This is a genomic window from Rhodococcus sp. P4_E4, assembly GCF_056401575.1.
On sequence record NZ_JBFUJB010000016.1, the window covers coordinates 14,554 to 39,420 of the forward strand.

Genomic DNA, 24,867 nt, shown 5'->3' on the forward strand with positions numbered 1-24,867 from the left:
GGGTGGGATAAGCCAGGGACGGAAAGGGGGATCGATGTGACAGGTGCAGCGCAACGCGCAGGCTTCTGGGGAGTCCTCGCTCTGCGTGACTTCCGACTGCTGTGGACCGGCGACGCAGTCAGCGGTATCGGAAACGGTGTCACGACCGTCGTACTGCCGCTGGTCGCGCTTCGCGAACTGGACGCGAGTAGCTTCCAGATCGGTGTGCTGGCATCGGCAGTGTGGTTGCCGTGGTTGATCGTCGGACTACCTGCCGGTGCCTGGATCGACCGGCTGCCACGGCGTCCGATCATGATGATCGCGAACGCTGCGTGCGCGCTGCTCTTCGCGAGCCTCGCGATCGCCGGCTTCCTGGAGGCGATGACATACGGCCACCTGCTCCTGGTCGCGCTGCTCACCGGTACAGCCACGGTCTTCTTCCAGGCGGCCTATCACTCGTATCTCCCCACGGTGCTCGCCGAAGCGGATCTTGTCGAAGGGAACTCGAAGATTCAGGGCGCCGAGGCCGCAACTCGGGTGATCGGCCCAAGCGTCGGTGGGCTGGTGGTTGCAACTGTCGGGCTCGCGGCCGGTCTGGTTGTCGACGCGTTCACGTTCGCCTTCTGCTTCGTATGCATCTGGCTGATTCGTGTGCAGGAGACCGTCCATCGCGGACAGAATCAGCGAGAACCGTTGCGACGGCAGATTGCGCTCGGACTGCGATTCGTTGCCGGTGATCCGTATCTGCGGTCAATCGTCGTCTACGGCACTCTGCTCAATTTCGGTCTCACCGGGTACACCACGATTCAGATCGTGTTCTTGGAAAAGACGGTTGGTGTGGGGGAGTTCGGACTCGGGCTTCTCTTGGCGATTGCCGGGGTGGGCGGAATTGTCGGATCGATGATCGCGCGCCCGCTCGGCCGCAGATTCGGCACTGCCCGAAGCGTTCTCATCTGTCAGTTGGTAACGGGACCGTTCATCCTGTTGGCGCCTCTGACGACGTACGGTGCCGGCCTGTTCTGGTTCTGCATCGGCGGCATGGTGATGGTTGCGGGTGTCGTGTCGTGCAACGTGGTGCTCGGCAGTTTCCGTCAAAGTTACTGTCCGCCGGACCGCCTCGGACGAGTAGTGGCAACGAGTATGTTCCTGCTGCACAGCAGCATTCCGCTCGGTGCGCTGACGGCAGGCTACCTCGGCGACGCGGTGGGACCGCGCGGGACGATGTGGATCATGGCCTGCCTGATCGCGCCGTGTGGATTGGTATTGCTCTTCAGCCCGCTCCGCGGAATCCGCGATCTACCGAGTCGGCCGGCGATCTCGCTGCGGTAGAGAATTACTGCGGTAGAGCCGCGGCGGCCTCTTCGCTTCGAATCGCGATGCGAAGAGTCGCGAGCATGAACAGTGACACTGCGAAACCGAAAAGCGCGCCGAACTGGTCCTGCGTGAACAGATAAACCTGCGTCACCAGAAGGCTCACGATGAGGGATGCCCGCAGGAGTCTCAGGGCTCGCAGGTACGGGCCGCGGAAGAGGAACCACACTCCCAGAACCACAAGAACTCCGGTTGCGACGGTGGAGATCTGGACCACCAGATCGGAGACGTCGTCGGCTTCGACGACGTTCTCGGAAACCAACGCGTAGATCACCTGGACAATCGCCAGAAGAGCCTGCAGTACGAACAGGGTCAGTACCAGTCGGCGGACGACACGGTGCCGGAGCAGTTCCTCAGCACGGTGGAAGAACGTGTTGCGGCCACGAGTGATCTTCGATTCGATACCGCCGGTCGGCGGAGTCTGTGAATGCAGGCCGGCTTTGATCGAATCGACGAGGTCGGTGAGGCTGCGGTCTTCGACGCCGTCGAGTACGCGGAGGGCGTGGTTGTACTGGATCTCGTCGAGCTGACCGAGAGCGAGGTCCGAGAGCGCTCGCGCCCCGATGGCGAGCCGATGACGATCATTCATTCCGCGCCGAATCACCACCTCGCGCGCGGCAAGATAGAAGAGAACGAAGACGACGTACATGATCGCGATGGCAGGTTGGTAGAAGTAATCGACGTCGGCAGTGACGAATTTTCCGACCTCGTCGATGAAGAGACCGAACCCGATTCCGCCGACAAGCGTGGCCAGGTCACGCGTGCGAGAGCCTTCGGTGATGGCGGTCGCGACGATGGCGACGGCCATCAGCAATCCGCCCCAGAGAACGTGTGCGATGTGGAGGGCGCCGCCCCCGATCTGGGGATAGCCCGTTGCCGCCAGATAAGCGCGGGTGATCAACACGGTGGCGATGCCCGCGAACAGGAACAATTCGAAACGAGCGAGTGCCGCGCGGTCGTAACTGTGCGGCAGCGTCAGCGCATTCCGGTCCTTCGTCGTCATTGCGGAACTCCCAGGTTTCGATAGCGCGCGATACGGGAGGACTGGCGATCGGTGTCCGACTCTTCGGCAAGCACGAAGAGTTCGTGCGCTATCGCAGCCCCTACCCTCTTGGAGAATTCCACGGGTTCGTCGGCCGCGTCAGGCGTTTCGGGAATGATCGCGTCGATTACGCCGTCTCGAAGCAGATCCAACGAACGAATGCCCTGCGCTGCCGCCATCTCCGGTGCGTGACTGATGTCGCGATGTACGATCGCGCTTGCGCCTTCCGGCGGCAGGGGAGCGAGCCACCCGTTCTGTGCCGCGAGTACCCGATCGGCGGGCAGCAGCGCGAGCGCCCCGCCGCCTGTTCCCTGACCGAGCAACACCGACACTGTCGGGGTCTTCAGCGTCACGAGGTCGGCGATGCAACGGGCGATCTCAGGGGCCAGTCCACGTTCTTCAGCTTCTTTGGACAGCGACGCGCCCAAAGTGTCGATCACGAGGACAAGCGGGAGTTGTAGTTCTTCGGCAAGTTTCATGCCCCGTCGCGCTTCCCTGAGCGCGGCCGGTCCCATCGTGGTGAGCGCGGATTGGCCACTGCGGTCCTGGCCGAGCAGGATGCACGGAAAGCCTCGGAAGCGGGCGAGCGAGAGCAAGATCGTCTTGTCGGTTTCACCCTGCCCGGTGCCGCTGAGCGGTACCTGTTCAGTTGCGGCATGGCGGAGCAACTGCCGGATGCCGGGTCGATCGGCCCGGCGCGAGAGCATCACCGACTGCCAGGCGGGAACATCGGGAATCTCGGGTGAGGGAATCGGGTCCGTGGCCGCCGGGGCCGGGGGATCGGTGAGCACGCACAACGCTCGATTGACCAGCAGACGGAGGCGGTCGACGGGTACGACGCCGTCGATAACGCCGTTGCGATACAAGTTTTCGGACGTCTGGATACCGTCGGGAAACTTTTCGCCGTACAGCGATTCGTAGACACGGGGTCCGAGGAATCCCACCAGAGCACCGGGTTCCGCGACGGTGATGTGGCCGAGGGATCCCCACGAGGCAAAGACCCCGCCGGTGGTGGGATTGCGCAGGTATACCAGGTAGGGCAGGTGTGACGCTTTGTGAACAGCCACTGCCGCAGCGATCTTCACCATCTGAACGAAGGCGACGGTGCCCTCCTGCATCCGGGTTCCGCCAGAGGTGGGCGAGGCGAGCAGCGGGAGTTGTTCTGCCGTAGCACGTTCGACGGCGGTCACGATCCGCTCGGCCGCGGCGACTCCGATGGAACCGGCGAGAAAGCTGAATTCACAGGCAATTACCGCGACTCGACGGCCCCGAACCGTACCGACACCGGTGACGACGGACTCGTCCACTCCGCTCTTCTCGCGGGCCTTCGCCAGGTCTTCTGCGTATTTCGGGCCAGGTCCGACGTCGACGGGCGGGGAGTCCCAAGAGACGAAGCTCTCGGGATCGAGTACCGCAGTGAGTAGTTCTTCGGCCGAGATTCGCACAACGTCCTCCAAGTAAGCAGCACCCCGTCCAGGATGAACCTACCTGGACGGGGTGCCGCCGGGATCGCGTGGCGCCAGTTGTGCGCCGGAGAATCAGCGTCCGAACGCCTCTTTCCATGACACGACTTTGCCGATACGAAGGATGGAGCGCTGGTAGATCTTTGCCGCGATCATCGACAGCGCAGCAGTCACGACCAGCATCAGCAGAATCGTTCCCACGATCTGGAACGGAGAAGCAACGCCGGCGGAAATGCGCAGGGGCATGAGGATTGCCGAGAACGGCGGAATCCAACTCAACACGTTGCTCAGGGTTCCTTCTGGATTGCTCACCGAAACGAAAGCCACGCTGACCATCGCCATGACGAGCAGCGCGAGAGGCATCGCGGTGGCGTTGACGTCCTCCTGCCGCGAGACCATGGACCCGGCGGCGGCGTACAGCACGGCGAAGAAGAGGAAGCCGAGAATGAACCACCCGAGAGTGCCGAACAGAACGCCGATTGCGGTGCCCGTCACGGTCAGGACGCCCGTCGCCAGTCCGGTGGCGACGCCCGCGACGGCATAGGCAGCCATCTGCATCAGGCCGACAGCACCGATTCCGAGAACCTTGCCCCACAACAATTGCAGCGGACGAAGAGTGGAGAGCAGCAGCTCGACCACGCGACTGGACTTCTCCTCGACGACGCCCATCGCCACGTACGTTCCGAACAGCAGGATCTGCATGTACAGGAGCACCACAGCAGCGATCGACATCGCTATGCGTTGGCCCTGTTCGGGATCCGGGGGATCGATGGCATCGATGGTGACCACTGCGGTGGACGTGGCTTCGGCGAGCTGAGCCGGGTCGATCCCCGCAGCGGAAAGCGCATTCGATTGTGCTTGTTGTGCAACGGAACTCTCGATGACGGCGCGCAGATTCGTGGGCACTTCCTTCTTGGTCACGACAGTGACGCCGCCGCCCGATCCAGCGATCACGGCCACGTCGAGGTCGCCGTCCTTGACCTGGTTACGCGCGGTTCCGTCGTCGGAAACCTCCGTCACCGTCACCGGATTTCCGAGGGTGTCGCCGATGGACACCATCGTGGCACTGAGTGATTGGTTGCCGACCAAGCCGATCTTCGACTTGTCCTCGTCGCCGCCGGAGAAGAGTGAGAAGGCGATGATGCCGCCGACGATCGCGACCAGAATGATGACGTTGCTGATCACAAAACTCTTCTTCGAGATCTGCGTCATGAATTCGCGTCGGGCGACCAACCCGATGGCTCGACCTCCGCTCAACTGGTTGCTCATGCGGCTACTACCTCTCGGAACAGATCGGTCAGTGACGGACGTCGTAGCGTGAACTCGTGCACCGGTCCGGTTTTCAACGCTGCATGCAGGATCTGCTGATCGTCGGCGGTTCCGTCGACGCTCAGGAGCGTTCGACCGTCGAGGTGGCTCAGTGTGGTGACACCGATCAGGTGGTGTGCCCAGCCGACCGGCGCGTCAGGGGCGAAGACTTCGATTCGGCCGTCGCCCTTGCCTCGTAGTTCGTCGACGGTTCCGATCTCTCGCATGCTGCCGCGGCTGATGATGCCCACGCGATCGCACAAGCGCTCCACCAGATCCAGCTGATGGCTGGAGAAGATTACGGGAACACCGGTGCGAGCCTTCTCGACCAACACGTCACTCATGACATCGACCGCTACGGGGTCAAGGCCCGAAAACGGTTCGTCCAGAACGAGTACCGCTGGATCGTGAACCAGCGCGGCCGCGAGCTGCACACGTTGCTGATTACCGAGGGACAGGGAGTCGACGGTGTCCTTGACGCGTTCGGCGATACCCAGACGTTCGGTCCAGCGCTCTGTCGCCGCATGCGCATCGGCTTTCGAGAGTCCATGTAGCTCGGCCAGATAGGAAAGTTGCGCGCCCACCTTCATCTTGGGGTAGAGGCCGCGTTCCTCCGGCATGTATCCGATAGTGCGACGCACGTCGAGGTCGACGGGTTTGCCGCCGAGGCGAACTTCCCCCGAATCTGCTCCGAGTACACCCAGCGCAATGCGCATCGTGGTCGTCTTGCCGGCGCCGTTGCTGCCGACGAATCCGAAGATCTCGCCTGGTCGCACTTCGAAACTGAGGTTGTCGAGTGCAACGACGTCGCCGTAGCGTTTCGAGATGCCGTCGATCGTGAGGGTGGCTGACATGGGTCCTTCCCATCGGTCGAGTGGTGCGCTTCGGTAATACGGGTCAGAGGTCGAACTCTTCGGAATCAATCGGATCCGGGTCTGGATTGGTCCACGAGAGAATCATCGCGGGCGTGCACGCGCCGATCAGCATTGCAGTCAGTGCCAATAAACCTCCCGAGTAAGGCAGTCTCTCTACATTCCACTGCACCGACGAGGTGAAAATGAGGAAAATGGCGACAATGAAGACCAACGATTGAGTCACGCTCAACCCGACGGAACGGGCGTCGTTGCGTTGCTGGATCTCCCATTCGTCCAGAGCATGCCGCGGCGCATCCCCTTGCCTGCCCGACACGATTTGAAGTGAAGACCACGTCGGTAGGAACAACAGGGTGAGGACCGGCCATGCCACCGCGAACAGTGGGTTGAACAGGCACGCTATGCCGATGGCAACCATCGTGGCGAACAGGACTCCGAGGGCGATGACGAGCATCCGCCGACGTCGACGGGTTCGCCAATTCGGGAGCCAATGTCGGAACGTCTCCTCGTTCTGCAGGAACCGCCGAGTGCGGTGGGCCTGGTAGCGGTCGATCAGATTTGATTCAGGCACTGGGCTTTTCACTCCCCTCGGTAGTGCGGTCAGATCGGTAGACCTCCCTCGACAGCGGCCCGAACTCCGTCCGGGAGAACACCGCTTCGACCGGAAGGTCGAACACCCAGCAGATCCTGAACGCGAGATCCAGGCTGGGGTAGTGATCGCCGCGTTCGAGCGCCCCCACCGTCTGCGGGTTGACGTCGACGAGTTGTGCAAGCTGGGCCCGACTCATCTTCCGCTCGGCGCGAAGCACTCCGATGCGATTGAAGATGGGGAGCGCGTCTCCCCGTCGGACTGGGCTCATGCATCAAAGTGTTGTAAAAACCCAACAGTTTGTCAACATGAACCGCGAAGATGCCGTTTCTGGGTGGTGTCGGCGGATAGGGTTCGGGCAACAGAAGGGGCGTCGCATGGTGGTCGAAAAGTTGGTGCTCGAGAAGTCCTGCCTCGTCGTGCAGGTGCGCGAGGACGGTAGCTACAGCGTGGGACCGCAAGGGCGTGAAGTGGTCTGGCGCGATGCGATGGAAAAAGGTGCCGTCATCGGTATCGGTCAGCACACTCCAGGAGACGTTGAGGGTGAATCGTGGTGGGTCGTGTACGGCCAGTCGGACGCCGGGGCAGACGTCACCGTTCGACTCGAGGATGGATCGCACGTGCCGGTGGGCCGTATCGGTGAGATTTTCGCCAGTGAATGGGTGAGTACCCCGCAGCAGGCCTTGCTGTATCGGTCCGATCGCCCGGTGGAGTCGCAGCCCACCAATCTCTCTGTTCTGTTCGCCAGGCCGACGTTCATGCCCAAAGCGGCGTTTCCGGAGAATGATCGCTTGTAGTTGCAGCGAGCTGCCGTCGGGAGGCTGGCGGCCATCTTCTCGAAACATTACGGTACGTACTGTACTGTTTGGGAATGGCAACTTGGCCGAACGACCTCGCAGTAGTGCAAGTGCGCATAGCGCGACCCACCGACAGGCTCGACGACGTGATTGCGTTCTATCGCGACTGTCTGGGATTGCCAGAGCTCTACCGGTTCTCCGGTCATGCCGGGTACGACGGAATCATGCTGGGGCTGCCGGATTCGAACTATCACCTCGAATTCACGACCCACGAAGACGGAAGCCCGTGCCCGGCGCCGACGCAGGACAACCTGTTGGTGCTCTACTTCGCCGGCGAGTCGGCGATGTACGAGGTAGTTCAGCGGTTGGGTGAAGCAGGGCACGAACCCGTTCGCGCCGAGAATCCGTACTGGGAGGAGAATGCGGGGATGACTTTCGAAGATCCCGACGGCTGGCGTCTGGTGCTCATGCCGCGACCGGTGCTGTAGATGGTGCGCGCCCGCGACGAGCGGATCGACGACGCCGTACTGGCGGCAACCCTGGAGTTGTTGGGGGAGAACGGTTATGCGGAGCTGTCAATCGGTTCGGTGGCGACGAAAGCCGGCGTGCATCGACCCGCCATCTACCGGAGATGGCCGTCGAAGCGGCATCTGGTGGTCGACGTCGTCGTGGCGCACATCGGCACTGATCCAACGCCGGGCACCGGCGATCTCAGGGCAGACCTGGTCGCCGGCATCACGACATTGGTTGTGGGACTGAGCGAAACGGTAGTTGGGCGGATCCTGCCCGCGTTGGTCGCGGATCTGGCGGCGGACCCGGAATTGGCGCGGGATTTCCAGTCGGCATTCTTTCAGCCACGACGCGATTCCACTGCGGCAGTGCTGGAATCGGCGCGGCTACGCGGCGACATTCGGAGCGACTTCGACCTGGACTTCGTCCTGGATGCCCTGGCGTCGCCGATCTATTACCGAGCGTTGTTCCGTCACTTACCGTTGGACGCGCTCCTGGCCGAGCAGTCCGTCGATTCCGTGCTGCTGACGTTGACTCCCCACGAAAATTCCTGAAGCCGTTTCGATTCAGTTCAATTCGACTGGATCGGGTCCGACACGGCTGTCGGTGTTCAGCGCTGCGATGGCAGCTGACTCGTCGGTATCGAGTGCGAAGTCGAAGATTGCGGCGTTGTCGCGCATGCGGGCAGGTGTCACCGACTTCGACAGAACGGTGTGTCCCTGTTCGAGATGCCAGCGCAGAATGATCTGCGCTGGGCTCTTTCCGTGTGCTGCAGCGATTTTCCCGATGGTCGGGTCGTCGAGGATAGTTCCCTGTCCCAGTGGGCTCCATGCCTCGATCTCGATGCCGCGACTTCGCGCGTATTCCCGTGACGCGTGCTGTTGCAGTCTGGGGTGCAATTCGATCTGGTTGACGGCCGGGGTGATCGAGCTGTGCTCGGCCAGCAGTTCGAGGTGCTCGGGCAGGAAGTTGGACACGCCGATCGCACGGACACGGCCGGAGGCGAGGATCTCCTCGAAAGCGGCCCACGTCTCCACGAACAGGCCCTTTGCCGGTGCCGGCCAGTGGATCAGATACAGGTCGACGAAGTCGAGGCCGAGCTTGTCGAGGCTCGTGTCGAACGCGGCGAGCGCTCGGTCGTGGCCCTGATCGTCATTCCACAACTTGGTGGTGACAAAAAGCTCTGACCTCGGAACACCCGAACTAGCGATGGCGCGGCCGACACCGGCTTCGTTTCCGTAGATTGCGGCCGTGTCGATGTGGCGGTAGCCGATCTCGAGAGCGGTGGCAGTGACCTCTTCGGTCTGTGCGTCCGGTACCTGGAAAACGCCGTACCCGAGTTGCGGGATGGTGATCGGTTCGCCGGTGGTTCCGTGAGTCAGTGTGCGGTCGGGGATCGACAACATTGAAGAGCGCCTTTCAAGACTGGGTGTGGCGGTTCGACGGGCGATCGTGTCGCCCGTGCCCACCTATGCCGCGCATGCAACTATTGCGTGCGCCTGATAAATAGTTGCACACGCGGGTTGTCTGCGCAAGCAGAGTCGGTTGGCTACTCCTCGAAGAGCTGTCCGTTCTCCATTCGCCACCGGCGCGTACTTCGGGTGGACTGCAGCATGCGTCGATCGTGAGTGACCAGGAGGAGGGTTCCCTCGAAGGATTCCATCGCTTGCTCGAGCTGTTCGATCGCCGGAAGGTCGAGATGGTTCGTCGGCTCGTCCAGTACCAGTAGGTTCACGCCGCGAGCTTGGAGCAAAGCAAGTGCAGCCCTTGTTCTTTCGCCGGGGGACAGGGAAGCGGCAGATCTGAGTACGTGGTGTCCGCGCAGGCCGAACTTGGCGAGCAGAGTACGGACATCGGCATCGGGCCAGTCCGGAACCTGAGCGCCGAAGGCCTCGACGACTGGTTGATTACCTTCGAACAATCCACGCGCCTGATCGATCTCACCGATCGCGACACCGGAACCCAAGGATGCGATGCCCTCGTCCGGGACGAGTTTGCCGAGCAGGACGTTCAGGAGGGTGGTCTTGCCGGCCCCATTCGCGCCCGTGACGAGGATTCGATCGCCCCAGTCGATCTGTGTCGTGACCGGACCGAACGTGAACTGACCGCGAGTTACCTTGGCACCATTCGTGGTTGCGACAACAGATCCGGACCGCGGAGCTGCTGCGATCTCCATGCGAAGTTCCCACTCCTTGCGCGGTTCCTCGACCACTTCGAGTCGCTCGATGCGACGTTGGGTCTGGCGTGCCTTCGCGGCTTGCTTCTCCGTCGACTCGGTCCGCAATCCGCGTCCGATCTTGTCGTTGTCCTTGGCCTTACGACGCGCATTGCGGACGCCGTGTTCCATCCAGTTGCGCTGCATCTGTGCGCGATCTTCGAGATCGGAGCGGGTGCCTGCGTATTCCTCGAACGCCTCGCGTGCGTGCTGGCGGGCGATCTCGCGTTCGGCGAGGTAAGACTCGTAGCCGCCGTCGTAAACGGCGATGTCCTGTTGTGCCAGATCGAGTTCCACGATCCCCGTGACGGTGCGCGAGAGGAACTCGCGATCGTGGCTCACGACAACCAGCGCCGCTCGGGTCTCGGCGACAAATCGCTCCAACTGCTCGAGACCCCGCAGGTCGAGATCGTTGGTGGGTTCGTCCAACAGGAGAATGTCGTAGCGCGAGAGCAACAGCGACGCGAGCCCGGCGCGTGCGGCCTGACCGCCGGACAACGCCGTCATGTGAGCTTCGAGCGGAACTCCGAGTCCGAGTTCTTCGACCACCTTCTCAGCGCGCTCGAACAGATCGGCGCCCCCGAGAGCCAGCCAGCGTTCGAGAGCCGGAGAGTACAGATCCTCCTCCGCTTCAGCCAGGGTTTCGGCCGCGGCGTTCATGACCGCCTCGGCGTGCGCGACGCCGGTGCGTCGGCCGAGGAACTCGAGGACGGTCTCGCCCTCGATGCGGTCGGGTTCCTGCGCGAGATAGCCCACCGCAGCGTCTGGCGGGCTGAGGATGATCGAACCTTCGACGTCGGCAGGGCCGATTCCCGCCAGTGCAGTGAGAAGCGTCGACTTGCCGGCGCCGTTCGCGCCGACGAGGCCGATGACGTCGCCGGGCGCGACGGTGAGATCGAGGTCGGAGAACAGAGTGCGTTCTCCCCGGGAGGCAGAGAGGCCGCTGATGCGCAGTGTTGCAGTCACCTGAGAAGTATCCCCGGAGCTGTGCGCCTGTGTTAATCGGTGCTGTGCGCCTTTATTAACCGTGGGCGGTTAATAAAGGTCGGCGGCCGTGCTCGAGGCCATCGACCAACCGTCGAATGCTCGCATGACGTCCTCCTCGGAGACGCCATGTGGCATCGGCCAACGGTGACCTGGCCCGAATGCGAACATCACCATGGACGCCCCGGGTGCGGTGATCGCGTTGACCGACCTCCCGTAGTCGCGTCGTTGATGATCGGTGAGCCCGTGAAAACAGCCGATGTCGAGCACCAGCATGTGCCCGCCGTCGACAGCAATGTGCAGGTCTGCCGCGTCCTCGTGGAGGAACCGGACGTCGACGTGTGCTTCACGCGCGTGAATGCGCGCTTTGTCCAGCGGTTCCTGTTCGGCGTCGACGCCGGTGACGTGCCACCCGCGTTGCGCCAGCTCGATGGAATGGCGTCCGGTGCCGCAACCGATATCGAGTGCGCGGCCACCTTCTGGGAGGGGAATCGCATCCAGAAGGCCGGACAGTTGAGCGTCGAAGCCGTGACCGGTGTGCTCCCATGGAGTGACGCCGACCTTGTAGGCGAGGCGATATCCGAGATTCATCGCTCTCTCTTTTCTCGAGGCGATTCGATTACTTGTATTCCAAGGTAGACCGGCATTTCGGGTGCGACAAGGGTGCGAAGAGGAGGTTCGGTGGGGAATGCCTCCTGGCGCCCGTGCGTTGGATCCACATATGACCGAGACCAACGATGTGACCTCTGTACCGACCATTGTTCTGAACGACGGTAAGACGATCCCCGCACTGGGATTCGGTGTGTTCCAGGTTCCGGACGACGAGACGCAGGAAGCCGTCTCCACCGCTCTGAAGACCGGTTACCGCAGTATCGACACCGCCAAGATCTACGGCAACGAGGTGGGCGTCGGCCGCGCGATCGCCGAATCCGGCATCGCCCGCGAAGACCTGTACATCACGACAAAACTGTGGAACGACGATCAGGGCTACGACTCGACGCTTGCCGCCTTCGACGCCAGCCTCGACAAGTTGGGTCTCGACTACCTCGATCTGTACCTGATCCACTGGCCGGTTCCGTCCAAGGACCTGTACGTCGAGACCTTCAAGGCATTCCAGAAGCTCAAGGCGGACGGACGGGTTCGATCCCTCGGCGTCTCCAACTTCACCATCGAGAACCTCGAGCGTGTCATCGGTGAAACCGGTGAGGTGCCGGTCCTCAACCAGATCGAGCTTCACCCCAAGTTCAACCAAGCCGAACTGCGCGCTTTCCACACCGGCAAGGGAATCGCGACGGAAGCGTGGAGCCCGCTCGGCCAGGGAACTGTTCTCGGTGACCCCGTCATCACCGCTATCGCCGACGCTCATGGCGTCACCGCGGCTCAGGTGATCATTCGCTGGCACCTGCAGATCGGAAACGTGGTGATTCCGAAGTCGGTGACCCCCGAACGTATCGCCGCAAACTTCGATGTCTTCGGATTCGAACTGACGCCGGAACAAATCAACGCGATCGGTGCTCTCGACGACCCGGCCGGCCGCATCGGCCCCGACCCGGTCACGCTCGGCAGCTAGAACTTCCGGTAGACCCACGAACGGCACTCCCGCAATCGCGGGAGTGCCGTTCTGTCGTGCGAGGTCAGTTCAGGTGCGTGCGATGTTCTGCAGTGAATGCGATGTGCTCGTCCGCGCGTCCGGTGCGGAGCTTCTCGACCCACTCGGGATCGGCGAGCAGCGCGCGTCCGATGGCAACCATGTCGAATTCACCCCTATCGTACTGAGCTTCGAGACGCTCCAGCCCCGTGACAGCCGATGCGGCGTCGCCGGTGAATGCCGTCGTGAACACGGAGTCGAGTCCGACCGAGCCGACGGTGATGGTCGGCAACCCGGTCAGCTTCTTCGTCCAGCCGGCGAGGCCGAGCTTGCCGTCTTCACCGTCGAGTTCAGCGAACGCCGGTTCCCAGTGGCGCCTCGTCGACGGATGCAGAACGTCGACGCCGGCGTCGACCAGGGGAGTGAGGATGCGGCCGAGTTCAGCCGGGCTCTGGGCGATACGAGCGTCGTAGTGGCCGGACTTCCACTGCGAGAATCGGTAGACGATCGCGAACTCGTTTCCGACAGCCTCTCGGATTGCGGCGACGACCTCGGCCGGGAAACGGGTGCGGGCTTCCAGTGATCCGCCGTATTCATCGGTGCGGACATTGGTTCCGGCCCACAGGAATTCGTCGAGCAGGTAGCCGTGCGCTCCGTGCAACTCGAGCCCGTCGAAACCGGTGTTCTTCGCGTTGAGTGCGGCGTCGACCCACGACTGCTTCAAGGTGTCGAGATCCGAGGTGGTGAATTCTCGTCCCAGACGGGTGCCGTCCAGCGCCAGGCCGGAGGGGCTGACGGTTTCGACCTCGGGGTTCAGACGCGAGTTTTCGCCGCGCTCGACTCCGAGGTGCCACAGCTGAGGAATGATCGATCCACCCTCGGCGTGCACGGCGTCGACTACCGACTTCCAGCCGCCCAGGCTCGAATCACCGTAGATGCGCGGTACGCGGGTGTGCGGGCCGGCTGCCGGGTCCGGGATATAGGTGCCTTCCGTGATGATCAGGCCGACCCCGCCCGCTGCGCGACGACGGTAGTACTCGGCCACGTCGGCGCCGGGGATTCCGTCAGGAGAGAAGGCGCGAGTCATCGGGGCCATCGCAAAACGGTTGCGCAACGAGAGTGATTTGACCTCGAAAGGCTCGAAGAGGCCGCGCAACGCGGGGGCCTCGGGTGCTGTCGATGTGTCGGGAAGAGTCACGGGTTTGTTCAACGCGGCGGACCCTCGACCTATTCCGTCGCCTGACTTTATCTCACCGAAATCTGCAAAAGGTTGCGTACGTTCGGTTTTCGATTGATGTCCACGTCGACCAAACTTAGTTTGTGCATTAACTATTAACATGCGATATGGTCGTGCGGAAAGTTCTTGAGGGTGGTATCGAGCACGAAAGAGGACGCGCGAGCATGACAACAACGGTGCCGGACGAGCGGACCGGAGAGCTGGAGCCGATTCCGGAGCGGCCGTACCCGAAGCGTCGTGATCCCAAGGGGTCGTGGATGTTCGACATGATCAAGACCACCGATCACAAGAAGATCGGGATCATGTACATGATCACGGCTTTCGTGTTCTTCTTGATCGGCGGCCTGATGGCCCTGTTCATGCGTGCGGAACTGGCTGTCCCCGGGATGCAGTTCCTCTCGAACGAGCAGTTCAACCAGTTGTTCACCATGCACGGCACGATCATGTTGCTGCTGTACGCGACGCCCGTCGTTTTCGGCTTCGCGAACTACATACTTCCGCTGCAAATCGGTGCCCCGGACGTGGCCTTCCCGCGCTTGAACGCATTCGGCTTCTGGCTCTTCACTTTTGGTGGTTTGATCGTACTCGGCGGATTCCTCACGCCGGGCGGCGCTGCCGACTTCGGTTGGACTGCGTACACCCCGCTGTCGGGTGCGGTGCACAGCCCCGGCGTCGGAGCTGACCTGTGGGTCTTCGGACTGACAGTAGGCGGTCTCGGCACTATTCTCGGTGCGGTCAACATGATCACCACGGTGATCTGTTTGCGCGCACCAGGCATGACGATGTTCCGGATGTCGATCTTCACCTGGAATATCTTCATCACCAGCATCCTGATCTTGATGGCGTTCCCGCTACTGACCGCCGCATTCATGGGCCTGTTCGTCGACCGCCATCTCGGTGGACACATCTTCGACCCAGCGTCAGGTGGAGTTCTGTTGTGGCAGCACCTGTTCTGGTTCTTCGGGCACCCCGAGGTGTATATCATCGCGCTGCCGTTCTTCGGCATCGTCTCGGAGATCTTCCCGGTCTTCAGCCGTAAGCCGATCTTCGGATACACCGGTTTGGTTTACGCGACACTGGCGATCTCAGCTCTGTCCATCGCGGTGTGGGCTCACCACATGTATGCGACGGGTGCTGTTCTCCTGCCCTACTTCTCGTTCATGACGTTCCTGATCGCCGTGCCGACAGGTGTGAAGATCTTCAACTGGATCGGCACGATGTGGAAGGGGCAGTTGACCTTCGAATCGCCGATGCTGTTCTCGGTCGGCTTCCTGATCACCTTCCTCTTCGGTGGTCTGTCGGGCGTTATTCTCGCGAGTCCGCCGATCGACTTCCACGTCACCGACACGTATTTTGTTGTCGCCCACTTCCACTACGTGGTCTTCGGTACGGTCGTGTTCGCCACGTACGCCGGTATCTACTTCTGGTTCCCGAAGATGACCGGTCGCATGATGGACGAGCGCCTCGGCAAGTGGCACTTCTGGACCACGTTCGTCGGTTTCCACGGCACTTTCCTCGTCCAGCACTGGCTCGGTGGCGAAGGTATGCCCCGTCGTTACGCCGACTACCTGCCCTCGGACGGGTTCACGGTGCTGAACTCGGTGTCCACGATCTTCGCCTTCGTGCTCGGCGCGTCGACACTGCCGTTCATCTGGAACGTCTTCAAGAGTTACCGCTACGGCGAAGTGGTCACCGTCGACGATCCGTGGGGCTACGGAAACTCGCTCGAGTGGGCGACAACTTGCCCGCCGCCGCGTCACAACTTCACCGAGTTGCCGCGCATCCGCAGCGAGCGTCCGGCCTTCGAGCTGCACTACCCGCACATGGTGGAGCGAATGAGGGCGGAAGCGCACGTGGGCCTCACCGGGCAACCCACGTCGACGTTGGAGAAAAGTGACGATCGTCGCCAGATTGATTAGTGCGATAATAGTTACTGCACTAATCAATCTGGTAACATCGGATTCATGACGACGAAGGCTCCGCAGACGCAGATGGACGATCCGCTGGCTCTCGACCGGCAGGTGTGTTTTGCACTTGCGGTCGCGAACCGGGCAGTCCTGTCCGTCTACCGGCCACTGCTCGAGCCGATGGGCCTCACGCATCCCCAGTATCTGGTGATGCTTGCCCTGTGGGGGAAGTCGCCGATGGCGGTCAAGGAAATCGGGCAGGCATTGCAGCTCGATTCGCCGACACTCTCGCCGCTCCTCAAGCGACTCGAGGCGTCCGGGTTGATCACGCGAACCCGTAGCCGCGCCGACGAACGTCAACTCGACGTCGACCTCACCGAAGCCGGTGTGGCACTGCGTGACGAGGCGGAGAAGATCCCGCCGGCGGTTGTCGCGAAGCTCGGCGTCAGCCTCGCCGAACTCGAAGAACTCCACAACGTTCTGACGCGGGTCAACGAGGCCGCGCTCCGCGCCGGCGCTTTGGACCAATGAGAGAAATGTGATGACCACATCTGAAAGAAACGTGACGACTGCGTCAAGACCGATGCGTACCGAACAGGTGACTTCCGTGACTTCCAAAAAGCAACGCACGAGCCCGAATCCCCTTCAGTGGTTGGGTTATTCAGTGGGGCGCAAGTTGCCCGATTCGATGCAGGACTGGGTGCGAAACGACCTGATCGGTGACTGGGCTGTGCCACGTCACCTGATCCGCAGCATGGTGCCGTTCATTCCCGTCTTCGCGGCCTTCATGCTCTTCCCCGGGCCGTGGGCCCTGCGGGCGTCGATGGTGCTGCTCGGAGTGCTTCTGGCGCTGTTCTATTCGGTCTCCTACATGGCTCAGAACAGGTCGCGTCGCCTCGAGCGTCACGGTTTGCCTTCCGACCTCGAGAACCCGAAGAAGATCTCGCGCCACGACGCCGAGAAGGCCGCCTACGAGAAGTTGCACGGCGGCCCCGCGACCTAGACGCCTCGGTCAGATGCCGTGAAGGGCGCTGCCGCCGTTCATCTCGCAGACGCCCTGCTCCATGGCCGCCGAGAAACCACCTTCAGGGTCGGTCGAGCGAAGAGCCGATTCGACGTCCTGCTCTACCAGGTATCCGTTGATTGCGATCGCCGCGGTTGAACCTGCAGCCGCAGCATTGATTACCTGTGCGCGAGGGTCGATGACGTTGCCGGCGCCCCAGATACCGGGAACACTGGTGGCGCCGGAATGATCGACAGCCACGAATCCCGTGGGGCTGGCTTTGCAGCCGAGTCGCGTCAGATGTGCGTCGTTCGGAACGAAACGCGGCGCAACGAACAGTGCTGAGCGCGCAACCAGTTGGCCGTTGTCGAGTTCGACGGCTTTCAGTTTGCTTTTCTCGCAGACCAATCCAGATACCGATCCGTCGGCAACCGTCACTCCTCGGGCAGCCAGTCGCGCGCGTTCGTCGGGGGTGAGCGAGATCTTGTCGGGGAAGAACGTCACATCCGACGACCACTGTCGGAGTAGAAACGCCTGGTGAAGTGACATCTCGCGAGCGTCGCCGCCGAGAACGCCGATCGGTTGGTCGCTGATCTCGTACGCATGGCAGTACGGGCAATGGAGCACGCTTTGCCCCCAAAGCTCCTGGATTCCTGGTATTTCCGGGAGTGAATCCCGTAGGCCGGTTGCAACCAGCACAGTGCGAGTTTCGAGCGTCGTGCCTCCCGACAGTTCGACGACAAAGCCGGGTTCGATACCGCGCCAGGAGATGTCGACTACGTCGTCGCGTTTGAATTCGACTCCGTACGTCTGTAATTCGCTGCGTCCGACGGCGAGCAACTCACCTGGCGCCATGCCGTCTCGCGAGAGGAAGCCGTGCATGTGTGCTGCCGGTGTGTTGCGCGGTTTGCCGGAATCGATGACGGCGACCGAGCGCCGAGCACGACCCAGCACCAGGGCTGCACTGAGTCCGGCGGCGCCACCGCCGACGATCACGGCGTCGAGGATCTCTGTTTCAGTGTGTGTTTGCATGAGCACAGATTGCTCGCGGAGCAGGTTCGTCAGCAACTAATGTTGCCATTTCTGGGAATCGTCGTCAGACTCGGCACAATGAATGTCAACGGTCCGCACATCGATGCCGCCATCTCGCAGATCGGCGCGCGCCTCAAACGCATTCGTACACAGAGGAACGTCACGCTCACAGCGCTGTCCGAGTCCACCGGTATTTCGAAGAGCACCCTGTCGAGGCTCGAAGCGGGGGAGCGTCGACCCAGTCTGGAGTTGCTGCTTCCGATCGCGCTTGCCCACCAAGTGCCGTTGGACCAACTGGTTGCGGCACCACAGGTCGCCGATCCACGTATCCAGAGTGCGCCTCGAAGCGTCAGTGGGCGAACGGTATTGCCGCTGACTCGGCAACCCGGTGGGCTGCAGGCATTCAAGATGACCATCCCGGCAAGCCAGACGGACCCCGACCCGCAAGTGCACGACGGCTACGAATGGCTGTACGTCTTGTCGGGGAGGTTGCGGTTGGTGTTGGCCGATCACGACATCGTGATGGGTACGGGTGAAGCTGCTGAATTCGACACCCGAAACCCGCATTGGTTCGGTAGTGACGGCGGCGGCCCGGTCGAGGTACTGAGTCTGTTCGGCCCCCAAGGAGAACGCATCCACGTACGGGCCAAGCCTTCGCCGAAGTGACGGCCAGTCATACTTTCATTCGATGCTGCCGGAAGCGAAGAGGACAGTGAGGATCCGTGCGAATCGAAATTGACGACCTGAGTCGGGATGTGGTCCGTGCTCTACTGACCGAACATCTCGCCGACATGCATGCGACCTCGCCCGCGGACAGCGTTCACGCGCTGGACATCACCGGGCTGACGGATAGCTCCGTGACCATGTGGACGCTGTGGAGCGAAGGTGACGAGCTACTCGGTTGTGTTGCACTCAAGGAACGGTCGTCGACCGGTGGCGAGATCAAGTCGATGCGAACCTCATCGGTAGCTCGAGGGCGTGGCGTGGGTACGCGACTTCTTCAACACGTCGTGGACGAGTCGAGACAACGAGGTTACCGGCAACTCGAATTGGAGACCGGCACACAGGACTTCTTCGATCCGGCACGCCGGTTGTACGCGAGATTCGGGTTCGTCCCGTGTCCACCGTTCGGAAACTACCGCGAAGATCCGAACAGTGCATTCTTCGTTCTCACCCTGTGAGCAGCTCTCATTCGGTGAACATTCTGGCAGTTATTCGTCGTACTGCGCTCTCGGAGTTCATGATTGCGGTGTCGAGCACGAGCCGTTCCGTGGTCCACGGCTCGTAGTCTCGGTCCAGGATTTCCTGCCACGTAGGTAGTACAAGATCCGGGATGTCGACGACTCGCTGTTCTGCGCGTCTGCGATGCTCGTCGGGATCCGAACAGATGACTTCGACACTGAGCAAGCGCGCCGAATTCTGTTGTGCGGTAGCTGACCAGGCGTTTCGTGTCGCCTCGACTGGGTTGACGCATTCGACCACGACCGAGAGTCCCAGTCGCAATTGTTCGGCGGCGAGCGCGTACCCGGTGATGTATCCGGCGGTCCCGGATACATCAGCGATACCGCTGCGGATCAGCGACTGTTCGATGGTATCGATTCGCACGTAGGGGATCTTGTGATGCTGAGCAAGCGCCCGCGCGATCGTCGACTTGCCGGTGGCCGGCAAACCACCGATCACGACCAGTGCCGCGTCGGCCGACGGCTGGGGGTTGTGTACGGCATCCACCATCCCCGCAATGTACGGGGCGTCGTCGATTCACATCGACTCGCCCCGTACTCCTCTCAGTTCGAGGTCGCGAACTCTCGTGCTTCGAACGCCAGGTCGTCGGCGGCGGATTCCATCCGTGCCGTCGCACGGTTGGGTGCTGTCAGCACGGCGACAATCGGAACTGCCAACGCCAGCAGGCCGAGAACGAAGACGGGGAAGAGGAATGAGAACACTTCGAGTCCCTGCGGCGCCGGGGCTGCCGCGTCGTGAACAACCTCGACTGCGGCCATTCCGGTGTAGTGCATACCGACGACGGCGATGCCCATGATGATTCCGGCGACAAAACGCAGAATCGTGGACTCGAGCACCATGGTGAACCACAGTGCAGCGGTTCCAGCGACGACTGCGATGAGAACCGACAATGCAACGAAGAGCAGGTCGTAGTGGATCTCACCCTGAAAGCGCAAGGCGCGCATGCCGGTGTAATGCATGATGTTCACGGCGAGACCGGTCACCACGCCGCCGATCAGAAGCCGCGTCCAGCGGAATTCGGTCCCGATGATCAGCAGACCGACAAAAACAGCACCTACTGAGATGATCGCGGAGATCACGGTCCATCCGAGGTTGTATCGAATGGGACTGCCGGGGACTGCGAAGCCGAGCATGGCGATGAAGTGCATCAGCCAGATGGCGACACCACCGATCGACAGGGCAGCCATGGCGAGCCATCGCATGCGTGTGGCGGTTGTCGTCGCCGACGCTGAATGCCTGGTGCACGCCAGGCCGACTACCGACCCGACCACGGACACGACGTAGGCGAGCCCGAGCAGCCAGATTCCCATCGAGAAATGGTGCATTTCATCCGACATGCCAGTTCCTTTCGGCGACGATTCGCATCTGGTGATTCATCTAGACGACTGCTTCAGCTGCAAGTCGTTCGAGGGAGTACTCGGTGACGGCGATCAGCGCGCGTTTGGCCGATTCGCGGTTTCGGGCGTCGATCTCGATCATGGGAACGCGGTTGGGTAGCGCCAATGCCTGCCGGAGATCGCTCGCCGAATGGATTGGTGCGCCGTCGAAACGGTTGACCGCCACAATGAACGGGAGCCCTCGCGCCTCGAAGAAGTCGACTGCAGCGAAGCTGTCTTCCAGGCGGCGCGTGTCGACCAGAATGACCGCACCGATTGCACCGGTGATCAAGTCGTCCCACATGAACCAGAAGCGGCGCTGTCCCGGGGTTCCGAACAGATAGAGGACCAGGTCGTCGGCGAGAGTGATGCGCCCGAAGTCCATCGCGACCGTCGTGGTGCTCTTGTCGGGAGTGGAACCGAGATTGTCGATACCGTCGCTGGCGTCGGTGACCATTGCCTCCGTGCGAAGGGGGACGATTTCGGAGACGGTCCCCACAAGCGTTGTCTTGCCAACACCGAAACCCCCGGCGATCACGATTTTTGTCGATTTCACGCGAGACGATGAGTCAGAGTGCCCGAAGTCCACTGAGGGTCCTTTCGATCAGTTCGCGTCGCTCGACTCGAGATGCGTCGCTTCGCAGAGTGGCATGTATTTCCAGTGATCCGGCTACTACGAGGTCGGCAACCAGTACCCGCACGACTCCGATCGGAACACCGAGGTGGGCAGCGATCTCGGCAATCGAGATCCGCTGCTCGCAGAGTGCGACGATCGATGCACGAATATCCTGCGGTGCAAGATTGTTCGAGACCACGTCCTCGATCGTCGCGATGATCGCTTCGAGCGGGAGGTCGATGGACGGCAGGGTCCGACCTTCGGTGAGCGCGTACGGCCGGACCAAGCTGGGTTCGGCGTCGTCGTACTCGGATTGATGGTGAGGCATCGAACTCAAATACCCTGCGACGTTCGCGGGGCAATGTCCATCGTGGTCCCGACGCGATCGACGAGAGTCGCCATTTCGTAACCGATCTGGCCGATGTCGCATCCGGCGACAGCGAGGGCGGCAAGGTAAGCGCCGCTACCGACGCCCATGAGAAGCAGGTAGCCGTTCTCCATCTCGACGACGGACTGCATGACGGCCCCACCGTCGAAGAGGCGTGACGCCCCCGCGGACAGGCTGGCGAGTCCGGAAGTGACAGCGGCCAATTGATCCGCCCGATCGAGCGGAAGGTGTGTGCTCGAGGCGGTCAACAACCCGTCGGCTGAGACGATGATCGCGTGACTCACACCCGGCACGTCTCGGGCAAAAGCCGAAACCAGCCAGTCGAGTGCGCGGGGAGTCTCTTGGGCTCCGACAGTGTTCACTGTTCTCCTTCATCGTTGTGCAACATCGTGGACGATTCGAAAGACTGTCCGCCATCGGGCTGATGGTCGGCGGCGCGCCGACGCCCTCGTTGTACTCCGGATTGGTAACTGCTCCAACCACGTTGGACGTCCGCCGGATTGGATGCATGGCGCTGTGTCGTACCGCCTCCGCCGACGGCACCAGGAACCAGGCGGGCTCCGCGGTCTCGAATGGGCAGACCGGAATCGGCGATCTTGGTGACCGGCATCTCGAACGAGGTCCGAGCGGCCAGCCAGCCTTGATCCGCGTCGGTGGTCCACGAACTGCCGGTGGAAGCCGCCGAAGTCTCCGCCGTCGGATCCACGAGCCACTCCGACACCATCCGGGCGAAAATCGGCATCGTGGTCGGAGCAGAGGGTACGCCGTTCGAGTTGCCGTCGCCCGCGCCGTCAGCCCTCGCCGATGCGCGAGCAGAGAGCCCGTCACGGGTGCGTGAGGAGAAGAATGCCGCAGTATTTGTCGGCGTCGGGGCTGAGAGTCGGTGCCGCGGCGGCGGGGTTGTCGACGGTTGTGGACCCACCGGGATCTCGGGACCCTGTGCCGGCGAGGTGAATTCCGGCGACGGAGTACGAACGGGAAGGGACGTCGATGTGCTTGTGCCTTCGGGATCGGGCAGAGGAGCGAAGGACGACACCGAGGTGGCGGGTGCAGCAGTGGTCGGAGTCGAGGTGCTGACTGCCGGTACTCCACTTGTGCCCGGAGTGCGACGTGGCAATCCCGAAGGCGCTGTTGCCGTAGGAGTGGATTGTGGTGTGATCGGGGCGAACGTCTCGGTCCGATCGGTACTGTTACCGGGCGTTCGACGCGGGAGATCAGCGAAACTTCTGGTCGCAGGCCGCGGGGGTGCGGAGTCGGTCGGGACGGGCTGTGACCATGACGGTGCGGGCGGTGTGGGAGGGGGAGTCCGATCGAGCGTGGGAACGGGTCCGGTTCGCGGCGTGCGGATCTCGGGTCCCCGAGACGAATCGAGTATCGACGTCGGTAGGAGCACCGTGGCGGTGATGCCGCTGTGCGTCGATGACGTTGCCGTCGGGCGCAGGCGCACAGAGATGTTGTAGCGACGGCTGATTCGGCTCACGACGAACAAACCCATGCGACGCGCTGTATCCGCGCTCATCTCGCCGCCGGCGGCGAGGCGCTCGTTGGCATCGAGGATATCGGCAGGCGACATGCCGATACCGAGATCTGCGATCTCGACGATCATGGAGCCGTCGATAGTGCGGGCAGCGTTGATGGAGACGGTGGTCTCCGGTGGGGAGTACCGCAGAGAATTGTCGAGCAGCTCAGCGATGAGGTGAACGACGTCCGGGGCAGCATGACCGGTGACGACTCCGGGCGGGATCTGCCCGAGTTCGACGCGTCGATACTCCTCGACGCCTGATACCGCGGCGCGAAGCGTATCGCCGAGAGCGACGGGGGCGGTCCTGGCGCGGCGTACATCGGTTCCGGCGAGGACCAGCAAGTTGTCGCCGTTTCGACGCATTCTCGCGGCGATGTGATCGAGCCGGAACAGATTCTCGAGGCGACGCGGGTCGTCTTCGTCCTGCTCCAACTGTTCGATCAAACCGAGTTGCTGGTCGACGAGGGACTTGTTGCGCCTCGACAGCGTTTCGAACATGTCGTTGACCTGGCGCCGCAGGGTGGCCTGCTCGCCGGCAAGCGTGATGGCCTGACCGTGCATGTCGTCCACCGCGCGCGCAAGCTCGCCGATTTCCTCGTGGGTGCGGATCGGGACACGGGCGAAGTCGAGTTCGTCGGTACTGGCACCTGCGCGAATTCGTTCGATCGCGTCGGGGAGTCCGCGTCGTGCGGCCTGCAATGCGGCAAATCGCAACCGGCGGATCGGATCGATGAGCGATCGGCTGATGACGAGGGCGATGGCCAGTGCCAGCAGAACCGCGCCGAGCACGATTGCAGTGTCACGGAGTGCTGCGGTTCGTGCTGCATTGGATTCGGCGGTGACGGTGTCGCCGAACTCGGTGACGGTGGTGTCGGTCAGGCTGTTGTACTGGTCGTTGCCGGATTTCAGATCGGCGCCGACGCGACTCCCCAGAGGAGAGGTCGACGGCGTTGATCCGAGGGCGTTGATCCGGTTCTGAGCAGAGTTGCTGAGGGTCTGGACGGTGTCGTTACTCCCGTCGATGGCCAGAATGTTGTTCAGAGCGACCAGTTCGGCACCGGCAGCACTGACCATCGACGTACGAGCTTGCTGGTCCGGATCACCGGAGCCGAAGAGGATTCGTTGTTCGGCCAGCGCTCGTCGCGCTTCCCAGAGTGCGGAGAGTCGACCACCTTGTTCGCGCAGGACAGGGCGTTGAGAATGCTCGACGACGCTGGTGAAGGTGCTCGAGAGTGCGCGCGAGACTTCGCCGACCCGCGAAACCAAGCGTGCGGGAGCCACCGCGCCGGCGGCGATCTCCTCGGTGATGGAACGGCTCTCGGCGAGCGCCGAAGCCACTTGGTCGTTGAGGTCGCCGTCGGACTGGAACGCCCGCGCGGCGTCTACCAGTTGGTCCATTGCGTCCGAAACTGCTTGTGTTGCCGGGCCGGTGTCAGTGCGTGCCGATGCGGCTTCGGCGAGTTCGTACAGTGCGGATTCGAGGTTGATCGCCGCGGGCACTGCGAGGGCACGCTCGGACGAGGAACTCAGCTGTGCGGCTTCTTCGAGTTCTGTCTGAACTCGAAGTGCGCCGAGGACGACGGCGACGATCATCGGCAATGCGAGAACGGCGATGACCTTCCATCCCAGGCGCCATTCGCCGATCGACCACCAAGAGGTTGTCGTGTGTGAATCGTGTTTCATGCGGAACATGGCCCCTTCACGTCAACCCCCCGTGGGTCATTGCCCGAACCCCTTCAATCCGGTTTGACCAGAAGGGGTAGTTAGCTGAACGGTAACAGACTGTTCGCTGGCTCGCTACATCCCAGTTGGCTTCATGGATCGCC

27 protein-coding genes are annotated in these 24,867 nt (G+C 62.2%); 10 read left to right on the forward strand and 17 right to left on the reverse strand.

Annotated features, from left to right (window positions below; translation table 11 throughout):
- The first annotated feature begins 36 nt into the window (after positions 1–36).
- Positions 37–1,308, forward strand: coding sequence for an MFS transporter (locus tag AC1DVN_RS18700; protein ID WP_021332237.1), 1,272 nt, complete (start codon positions 37–39; stop codon positions 1,306–1,308).
- A 4-nt stretch (positions 1,309–1,312) separates the two neighbouring features.
- Here the strand turns inward: AC1DVN_RS18700 and AC1DVN_RS18705 are convergent, their stop codons facing one another.
- The 6 genes from AC1DVN_RS18705 to AC1DVN_RS18730 form a co-directional block, all read right to left on the reverse strand.
- Positions 1,313–2,353, reverse strand: a complete 1,041-nt coding sequence (locus AC1DVN_RS18705; RefSeq protein WP_477994111.1) for a hypothetical protein — start codon at positions 2,351–2,353, stop codon at positions 1,313–1,315.
- On the reverse strand, positions 2,350–3,837 hold the full coding sequence (locus AC1DVN_RS18710; protein ID WP_477994112.1) for a carboxyl transferase domain-containing protein: 1,488 nt from the start codon (positions 3,835–3,837) through the stop codon (positions 2,350–2,352). Before AC1DVN_RS18710 ends, AC1DVN_RS18705 begins: the two co-directional genes overlap by 4 nt.
- Before the next feature lie 93 nt (positions 3,838–3,930).
- A complete protein-coding gene (locus AC1DVN_RS18715) occupies positions 3,931–5,124 on the reverse strand; it encodes an ABC transporter permease (protein WP_019744870.1) in 1,194 nt (397 codons plus the stop codon).
- Positions 5,121–6,017 carry an ABC transporter ATP-binding protein gene (locus AC1DVN_RS18720; RefSeq protein WP_019744869.1) on the reverse strand — a complete coding sequence of 299 codons (897 nt, stop codon included), beginning with the start codon at positions 6,015–6,017 and terminating at the stop codon, positions 5,121–5,123. The genes AC1DVN_RS18715 and AC1DVN_RS18720 overlap by 4 nt, the downstream gene beginning before the upstream one ends.
- Before the next feature lie 43 nt (positions 6,018–6,060).
- Positions 6,061–6,606 (reverse strand): hypothetical protein, encoded by a 546-nt coding sequence (locus tag AC1DVN_RS18725; protein ID WP_020970450.1) that lies wholly within the window; start codon positions 6,604–6,606, stop codon positions 6,061–6,063.
- Positions 6,599–6,895: a helix-turn-helix transcriptional regulator gene (locus tag AC1DVN_RS18730; RefSeq protein ID WP_153211789.1), complete on the reverse strand. Its 297-nt coding sequence runs from the start codon at positions 6,893–6,895 to the stop codon at positions 6,599–6,601. The genes AC1DVN_RS18725 and AC1DVN_RS18730 overlap by 8 nt, the downstream gene beginning before the upstream one ends.
- Before the next feature lie 106 nt (positions 6,896–7,001).
- Here AC1DVN_RS18730 and AC1DVN_RS18735 point away from each other — a divergent pair, with 106 nt between their 5' ends.
- The 3 genes from AC1DVN_RS18735 (at position 7,002) to AC1DVN_RS18745 (ending at position 8,485) form a co-directional block, all read left to right on the forward strand.
- Positions 7,002–7,421 (forward strand): hypothetical protein, encoded by a 420-nt coding sequence (locus AC1DVN_RS18735; RefSeq protein WP_021345236.1) that lies wholly within the window; start codon positions 7,002–7,004, stop codon positions 7,419–7,421.
- A 74-nt stretch (positions 7,422–7,495) separates the two neighbouring features.
- Positions 7,496–7,909 carry a VOC family protein gene (locus AC1DVN_RS18740; RefSeq protein ID WP_477994113.1) on the forward strand — a complete coding sequence of 138 codons (414 nt, stop codon included), beginning with the start codon at positions 7,496–7,498 and terminating at the stop codon, positions 7,907–7,909.
- On the forward strand, positions 7,910–8,485 hold the full coding sequence (locus tag AC1DVN_RS18745) for a TetR/AcrR family transcriptional regulator (RefSeq protein ID WP_477994114.1): 576 nt from the start codon (positions 7,910–7,912) through the stop codon (positions 8,483–8,485).
- 12 nt (positions 8,486–8,497) lie between these two features.
- Here the strand turns inward: AC1DVN_RS18745 and AC1DVN_RS18750 are convergent, their stop codons facing one another.
- From AC1DVN_RS18750 to AC1DVN_RS18760, 3 genes are all read right to left on the reverse strand, one after another.
- Positions 8,498–9,337, reverse strand: a complete 840-nt coding sequence (locus AC1DVN_RS18750) for an aldo/keto reductase (protein WP_445387089.1) — start codon at positions 9,335–9,337, stop codon at positions 8,498–8,500.
- Positions 9,338–9,480: 143 nt separating this feature from the next.
- Positions 9,481–11,112 (reverse strand): ABC-F family ATP-binding cassette domain-containing protein, encoded by a 1,632-nt coding sequence (locus tag AC1DVN_RS18755; RefSeq protein WP_477994115.1) that lies wholly within the window; start codon positions 11,110–11,112, stop codon positions 9,481–9,483.
- A gap of 69 nt (positions 11,113–11,181) precedes the next feature.
- Entirely contained in the window at positions 11,182–11,721 is a 540-nt protein-coding gene (locus AC1DVN_RS18760) for a class I SAM-dependent methyltransferase (protein WP_477994116.1), read from the reverse strand.
- Positions 11,722–11,851: 130 nt separating this feature from the next.
- On the opposite strand from AC1DVN_RS18760, the gene AC1DVN_RS18765 reads away from it, so the two are divergent.
- Positions 11,852–12,700, forward strand: a complete 849-nt coding sequence (locus tag AC1DVN_RS18765; RefSeq protein WP_046379039.1) for an aldo/keto reductase — start codon at positions 11,852–11,854, stop codon at positions 12,698–12,700.
- Positions 12,701–12,764: 64 nt separating this feature from the next.
- Here AC1DVN_RS18765 and AC1DVN_RS18770 read toward each other — a convergent pair whose 3' ends face one another.
- Complete coding sequence (locus AC1DVN_RS18770) at positions 12,765–13,916, reverse strand: NADH:flavin oxidoreductase (RefSeq protein WP_020908734.1); 1,152 nt, start codon at positions 13,914–13,916, stop codon at positions 12,765–12,767.
- Between the two features lie 203 nt (positions 13,917–14,119).
- On the opposite strand from AC1DVN_RS18770, the gene ctaD reads away from it, so the two are divergent.
- Genes ctaD through AC1DVN_RS18785 form a run of 3 tightly spaced genes read left to right on the forward strand, consistent with a single transcriptional unit; the run spans position 14,120 to position 16,865 of the window.
- A complete protein-coding gene (gene ctaD / locus AC1DVN_RS18775) occupies positions 14,120–15,874 on the forward strand; it encodes an aa3-type cytochrome oxidase subunit I (protein ID WP_046379038.1) in 1,755 nt (584 codons plus the stop codon).
- Positions 15,875–15,919: 45 nt separating this feature from the next.
- Positions 15,920–16,393, forward strand: a complete 474-nt coding sequence (locus AC1DVN_RS18780; protein WP_019744857.1) for a MarR family winged helix-turn-helix transcriptional regulator — start codon at positions 15,920–15,922, stop codon at positions 16,391–16,393.
- 52 nt (positions 16,394–16,445) lie between these two features.
- Entirely contained in the window at positions 16,446–16,865 is a 420-nt protein-coding gene (locus AC1DVN_RS18785; RefSeq protein WP_042451127.1) for a DUF5313 family protein, read from the forward strand.
- Positions 16,866–16,874: 9 nt separating this feature from the next.
- Here AC1DVN_RS18785 and AC1DVN_RS18790 read toward each other — a convergent pair whose 3' ends face one another.
- On the reverse strand, positions 16,875–17,903 hold the full coding sequence (locus tag AC1DVN_RS18790) for an NAD(P)/FAD-dependent oxidoreductase (RefSeq protein ID WP_477994117.1): 1,029 nt from the start codon (positions 17,901–17,903) through the stop codon (positions 16,875–16,877).
- A gap of 33 nt (positions 17,904–17,936) precedes the next feature.
- Here AC1DVN_RS18790 and AC1DVN_RS18795 point away from each other — a divergent pair, with 33 nt between their 5' ends.
- Both AC1DVN_RS18795 and AC1DVN_RS18800 read left to right on the forward strand, forming a co-directional pair.
- Positions 17,937–18,563, forward strand: coding sequence for a helix-turn-helix domain-containing protein (locus AC1DVN_RS18795; protein ID WP_019744854.1), 627 nt, complete (start codon positions 17,937–17,939; stop codon positions 18,561–18,563).
- Between the two features lie 56 nt (positions 18,564–18,619).
- The gene (locus tag AC1DVN_RS18800) at positions 18,620–19,078 is read left to right on the forward strand and encodes a GNAT family N-acetyltransferase (RefSeq protein ID WP_020970438.1); all 459 of its coding nucleotides are present in this window, start codon (positions 18,620–18,622) and stop codon (positions 19,076–19,078) included.
- Positions 19,079–19,085: 7 nt separating this feature from the next.
- Here the strand turns inward: AC1DVN_RS18800 and AC1DVN_RS18805 are convergent, their stop codons facing one another.
- The 6 genes from AC1DVN_RS18805 to AC1DVN_RS18830 are packed head-to-tail and all read right to left on the reverse strand — an operon-like array spanning position 19,086 to position 24,724.
- Positions 19,086–19,628 carry a P-loop nucleotide/nucleoside kinase family protein gene (locus AC1DVN_RS18805; protein WP_046379036.1) on the reverse strand — a complete coding sequence of 181 codons (543 nt, stop codon included), beginning with the start codon at positions 19,626–19,628 and terminating at the stop codon, positions 19,086–19,088.
- Between the two features lie 53 nt (positions 19,629–19,681).
- Positions 19,682–20,476, reverse strand: coding sequence for an MHYT domain-containing protein (locus tag AC1DVN_RS18810; RefSeq protein ID WP_019744851.1), 795 nt, complete (start codon positions 20,474–20,476; stop codon positions 19,682–19,684).
- Between the two features lie 40 nt (positions 20,477–20,516).
- Positions 20,517–21,104: a GTP-binding protein gene (locus AC1DVN_RS18815; RefSeq protein WP_003940118.1), complete on the reverse strand. Its 588-nt coding sequence runs from the start codon at positions 21,102–21,104 to the stop codon at positions 20,517–20,519.
- Positions 21,085–21,459, reverse strand: coding sequence for a DUF742 domain-containing protein (locus AC1DVN_RS18820; RefSeq protein WP_019744850.1), 375 nt, complete (start codon positions 21,457–21,459; stop codon positions 21,085–21,087). The genes AC1DVN_RS18815 and AC1DVN_RS18820 overlap by 20 nt, the downstream gene beginning before the upstream one ends.
- Positions 21,460–21,464: 5 nt before the next feature.
- Positions 21,465–21,881: a roadblock/LC7 domain-containing protein gene (locus tag AC1DVN_RS18825; protein ID WP_003940329.1), complete on the reverse strand. Its 417-nt coding sequence runs from the start codon at positions 21,879–21,881 to the stop codon at positions 21,465–21,467.
- Entirely contained in the window at positions 21,878–24,724 is a 2,847-nt protein-coding gene (locus AC1DVN_RS18830; RefSeq protein ID WP_257209770.1) for an ATP-binding protein, read from the reverse strand. Before AC1DVN_RS18830 ends, AC1DVN_RS18825 begins: the two co-directional genes overlap by 4 nt.
- Between the last annotated feature and the right edge of the window lie 143 nt (positions 24,725–24,867).

Bases quoted from the DNA above. Each gene is read 5' to 3' on its own strand.
- AC1DVN_RS18765 (WP_046379039.1), top strand. From the start codon at position 11,852: ATGACCGAGACCAACGATGTGACCTCTGTACCGACCATTGTTCTGAAC.
- AC1DVN_RS18795 (WP_019744854.1), top strand. From the start codon at position 17,937: ATGTTGCCATTTCTGGGAATCGTCGTCAGACTCGGCACAATGAATGTC.
- AC1DVN_RS18810 (WP_019744851.1), bottom strand. From the start codon at position 20,476: ATGTCGGATGAAATGCACCATTTCTCGATGGGAATCTGGCTGCTCGGG.
- AC1DVN_RS18715 (WP_019744870.1), bottom strand. From the start codon at position 5,124: ATGAGCAACCAGTTGAGCGGAGGTCGAGCCATCGGGTTGGTCGCCCGA.
- AC1DVN_RS18830 (WP_257209770.1), bottom strand. From the start codon at position 24,724: ATGAAACACGATTCACACACGACAACCTCTTGGTGGTCGATCGGCGAA.
- AC1DVN_RS18745 (WP_477994114.1), top strand. From the start codon at position 7,910: ATGGTGCGCGCCCGCGACGAGCGGATCGACGACGCCGTACTGGCGGCA.
- AC1DVN_RS18735 (WP_021345236.1), top strand. From the start codon at position 7,002: ATGGTGGTCGAAAAGTTGGTGCTCGAGAAGTCCTGCCTCGTCGTGCAG.
- AC1DVN_RS18785 (WP_042451127.1), top strand. From the start codon at position 16,446: ATGCGTACCGAACAGGTGACTTCCGTGACTTCCAAAAAGCAACGCACG.
- ctaD (WP_046379038.1), top strand. From the start codon at position 14,120: ATGACAACAACGGTGCCGGACGAGCGGACCGGAGAGCTGGAGCCGATT.
- AC1DVN_RS18820 (WP_019744850.1), bottom strand. From the start codon at position 21,459: ATGCCTCACCATCAATCCGAGTACGACGACGCCGAACCCAGCTTGGTC.
- AC1DVN_RS18720 (WP_019744869.1), bottom strand. From the start codon at position 6,017: ATGTCAGCCACCCTCACGATCGACGGCATCTCGAAACGCTACGGCGAC.
- AC1DVN_RS18760 (WP_477994116.1), bottom strand. From the start codon at position 11,721: ATGAATCTCGGATATCGCCTCGCCTACAAGGTCGGCGTCACTCCATGG.
- AC1DVN_RS18730 (WP_153211789.1), bottom strand. From the start codon at position 6,895: ATGAGCCCAGTCCGACGGGGAGACGCGCTCCCCATCTTCAATCGCATC.
- AC1DVN_RS18705 (WP_477994111.1), bottom strand. From the start codon at position 2,353: ATGACGACGAAGGACCGGAATGCGCTGACGCTGCCGCACAGTTACGAC.
- AC1DVN_RS18805 (WP_046379036.1), bottom strand. From the start codon at position 19,628: ATGGTGGATGCCGTACACAACCCCCAGCCGTCGGCCGACGCGGCACTG.
- AC1DVN_RS18740 (WP_477994113.1), top strand. From the start codon at position 7,496: ATGGCAACTTGGCCGAACGACCTCGCAGTAGTGCAAGTGCGCATAGCG.
- AC1DVN_RS18750 (WP_445387089.1), bottom strand. From the start codon at position 9,337: ATGTTGTCGATCCCCGACCGCACACTGACTCACGGAACCACCGGCGAA.
- AC1DVN_RS18780 (WP_019744857.1), top strand. From the start codon at position 15,920: ATGACGACGAAGGCTCCGCAGACGCAGATGGACGATCCGCTGGCTCTC.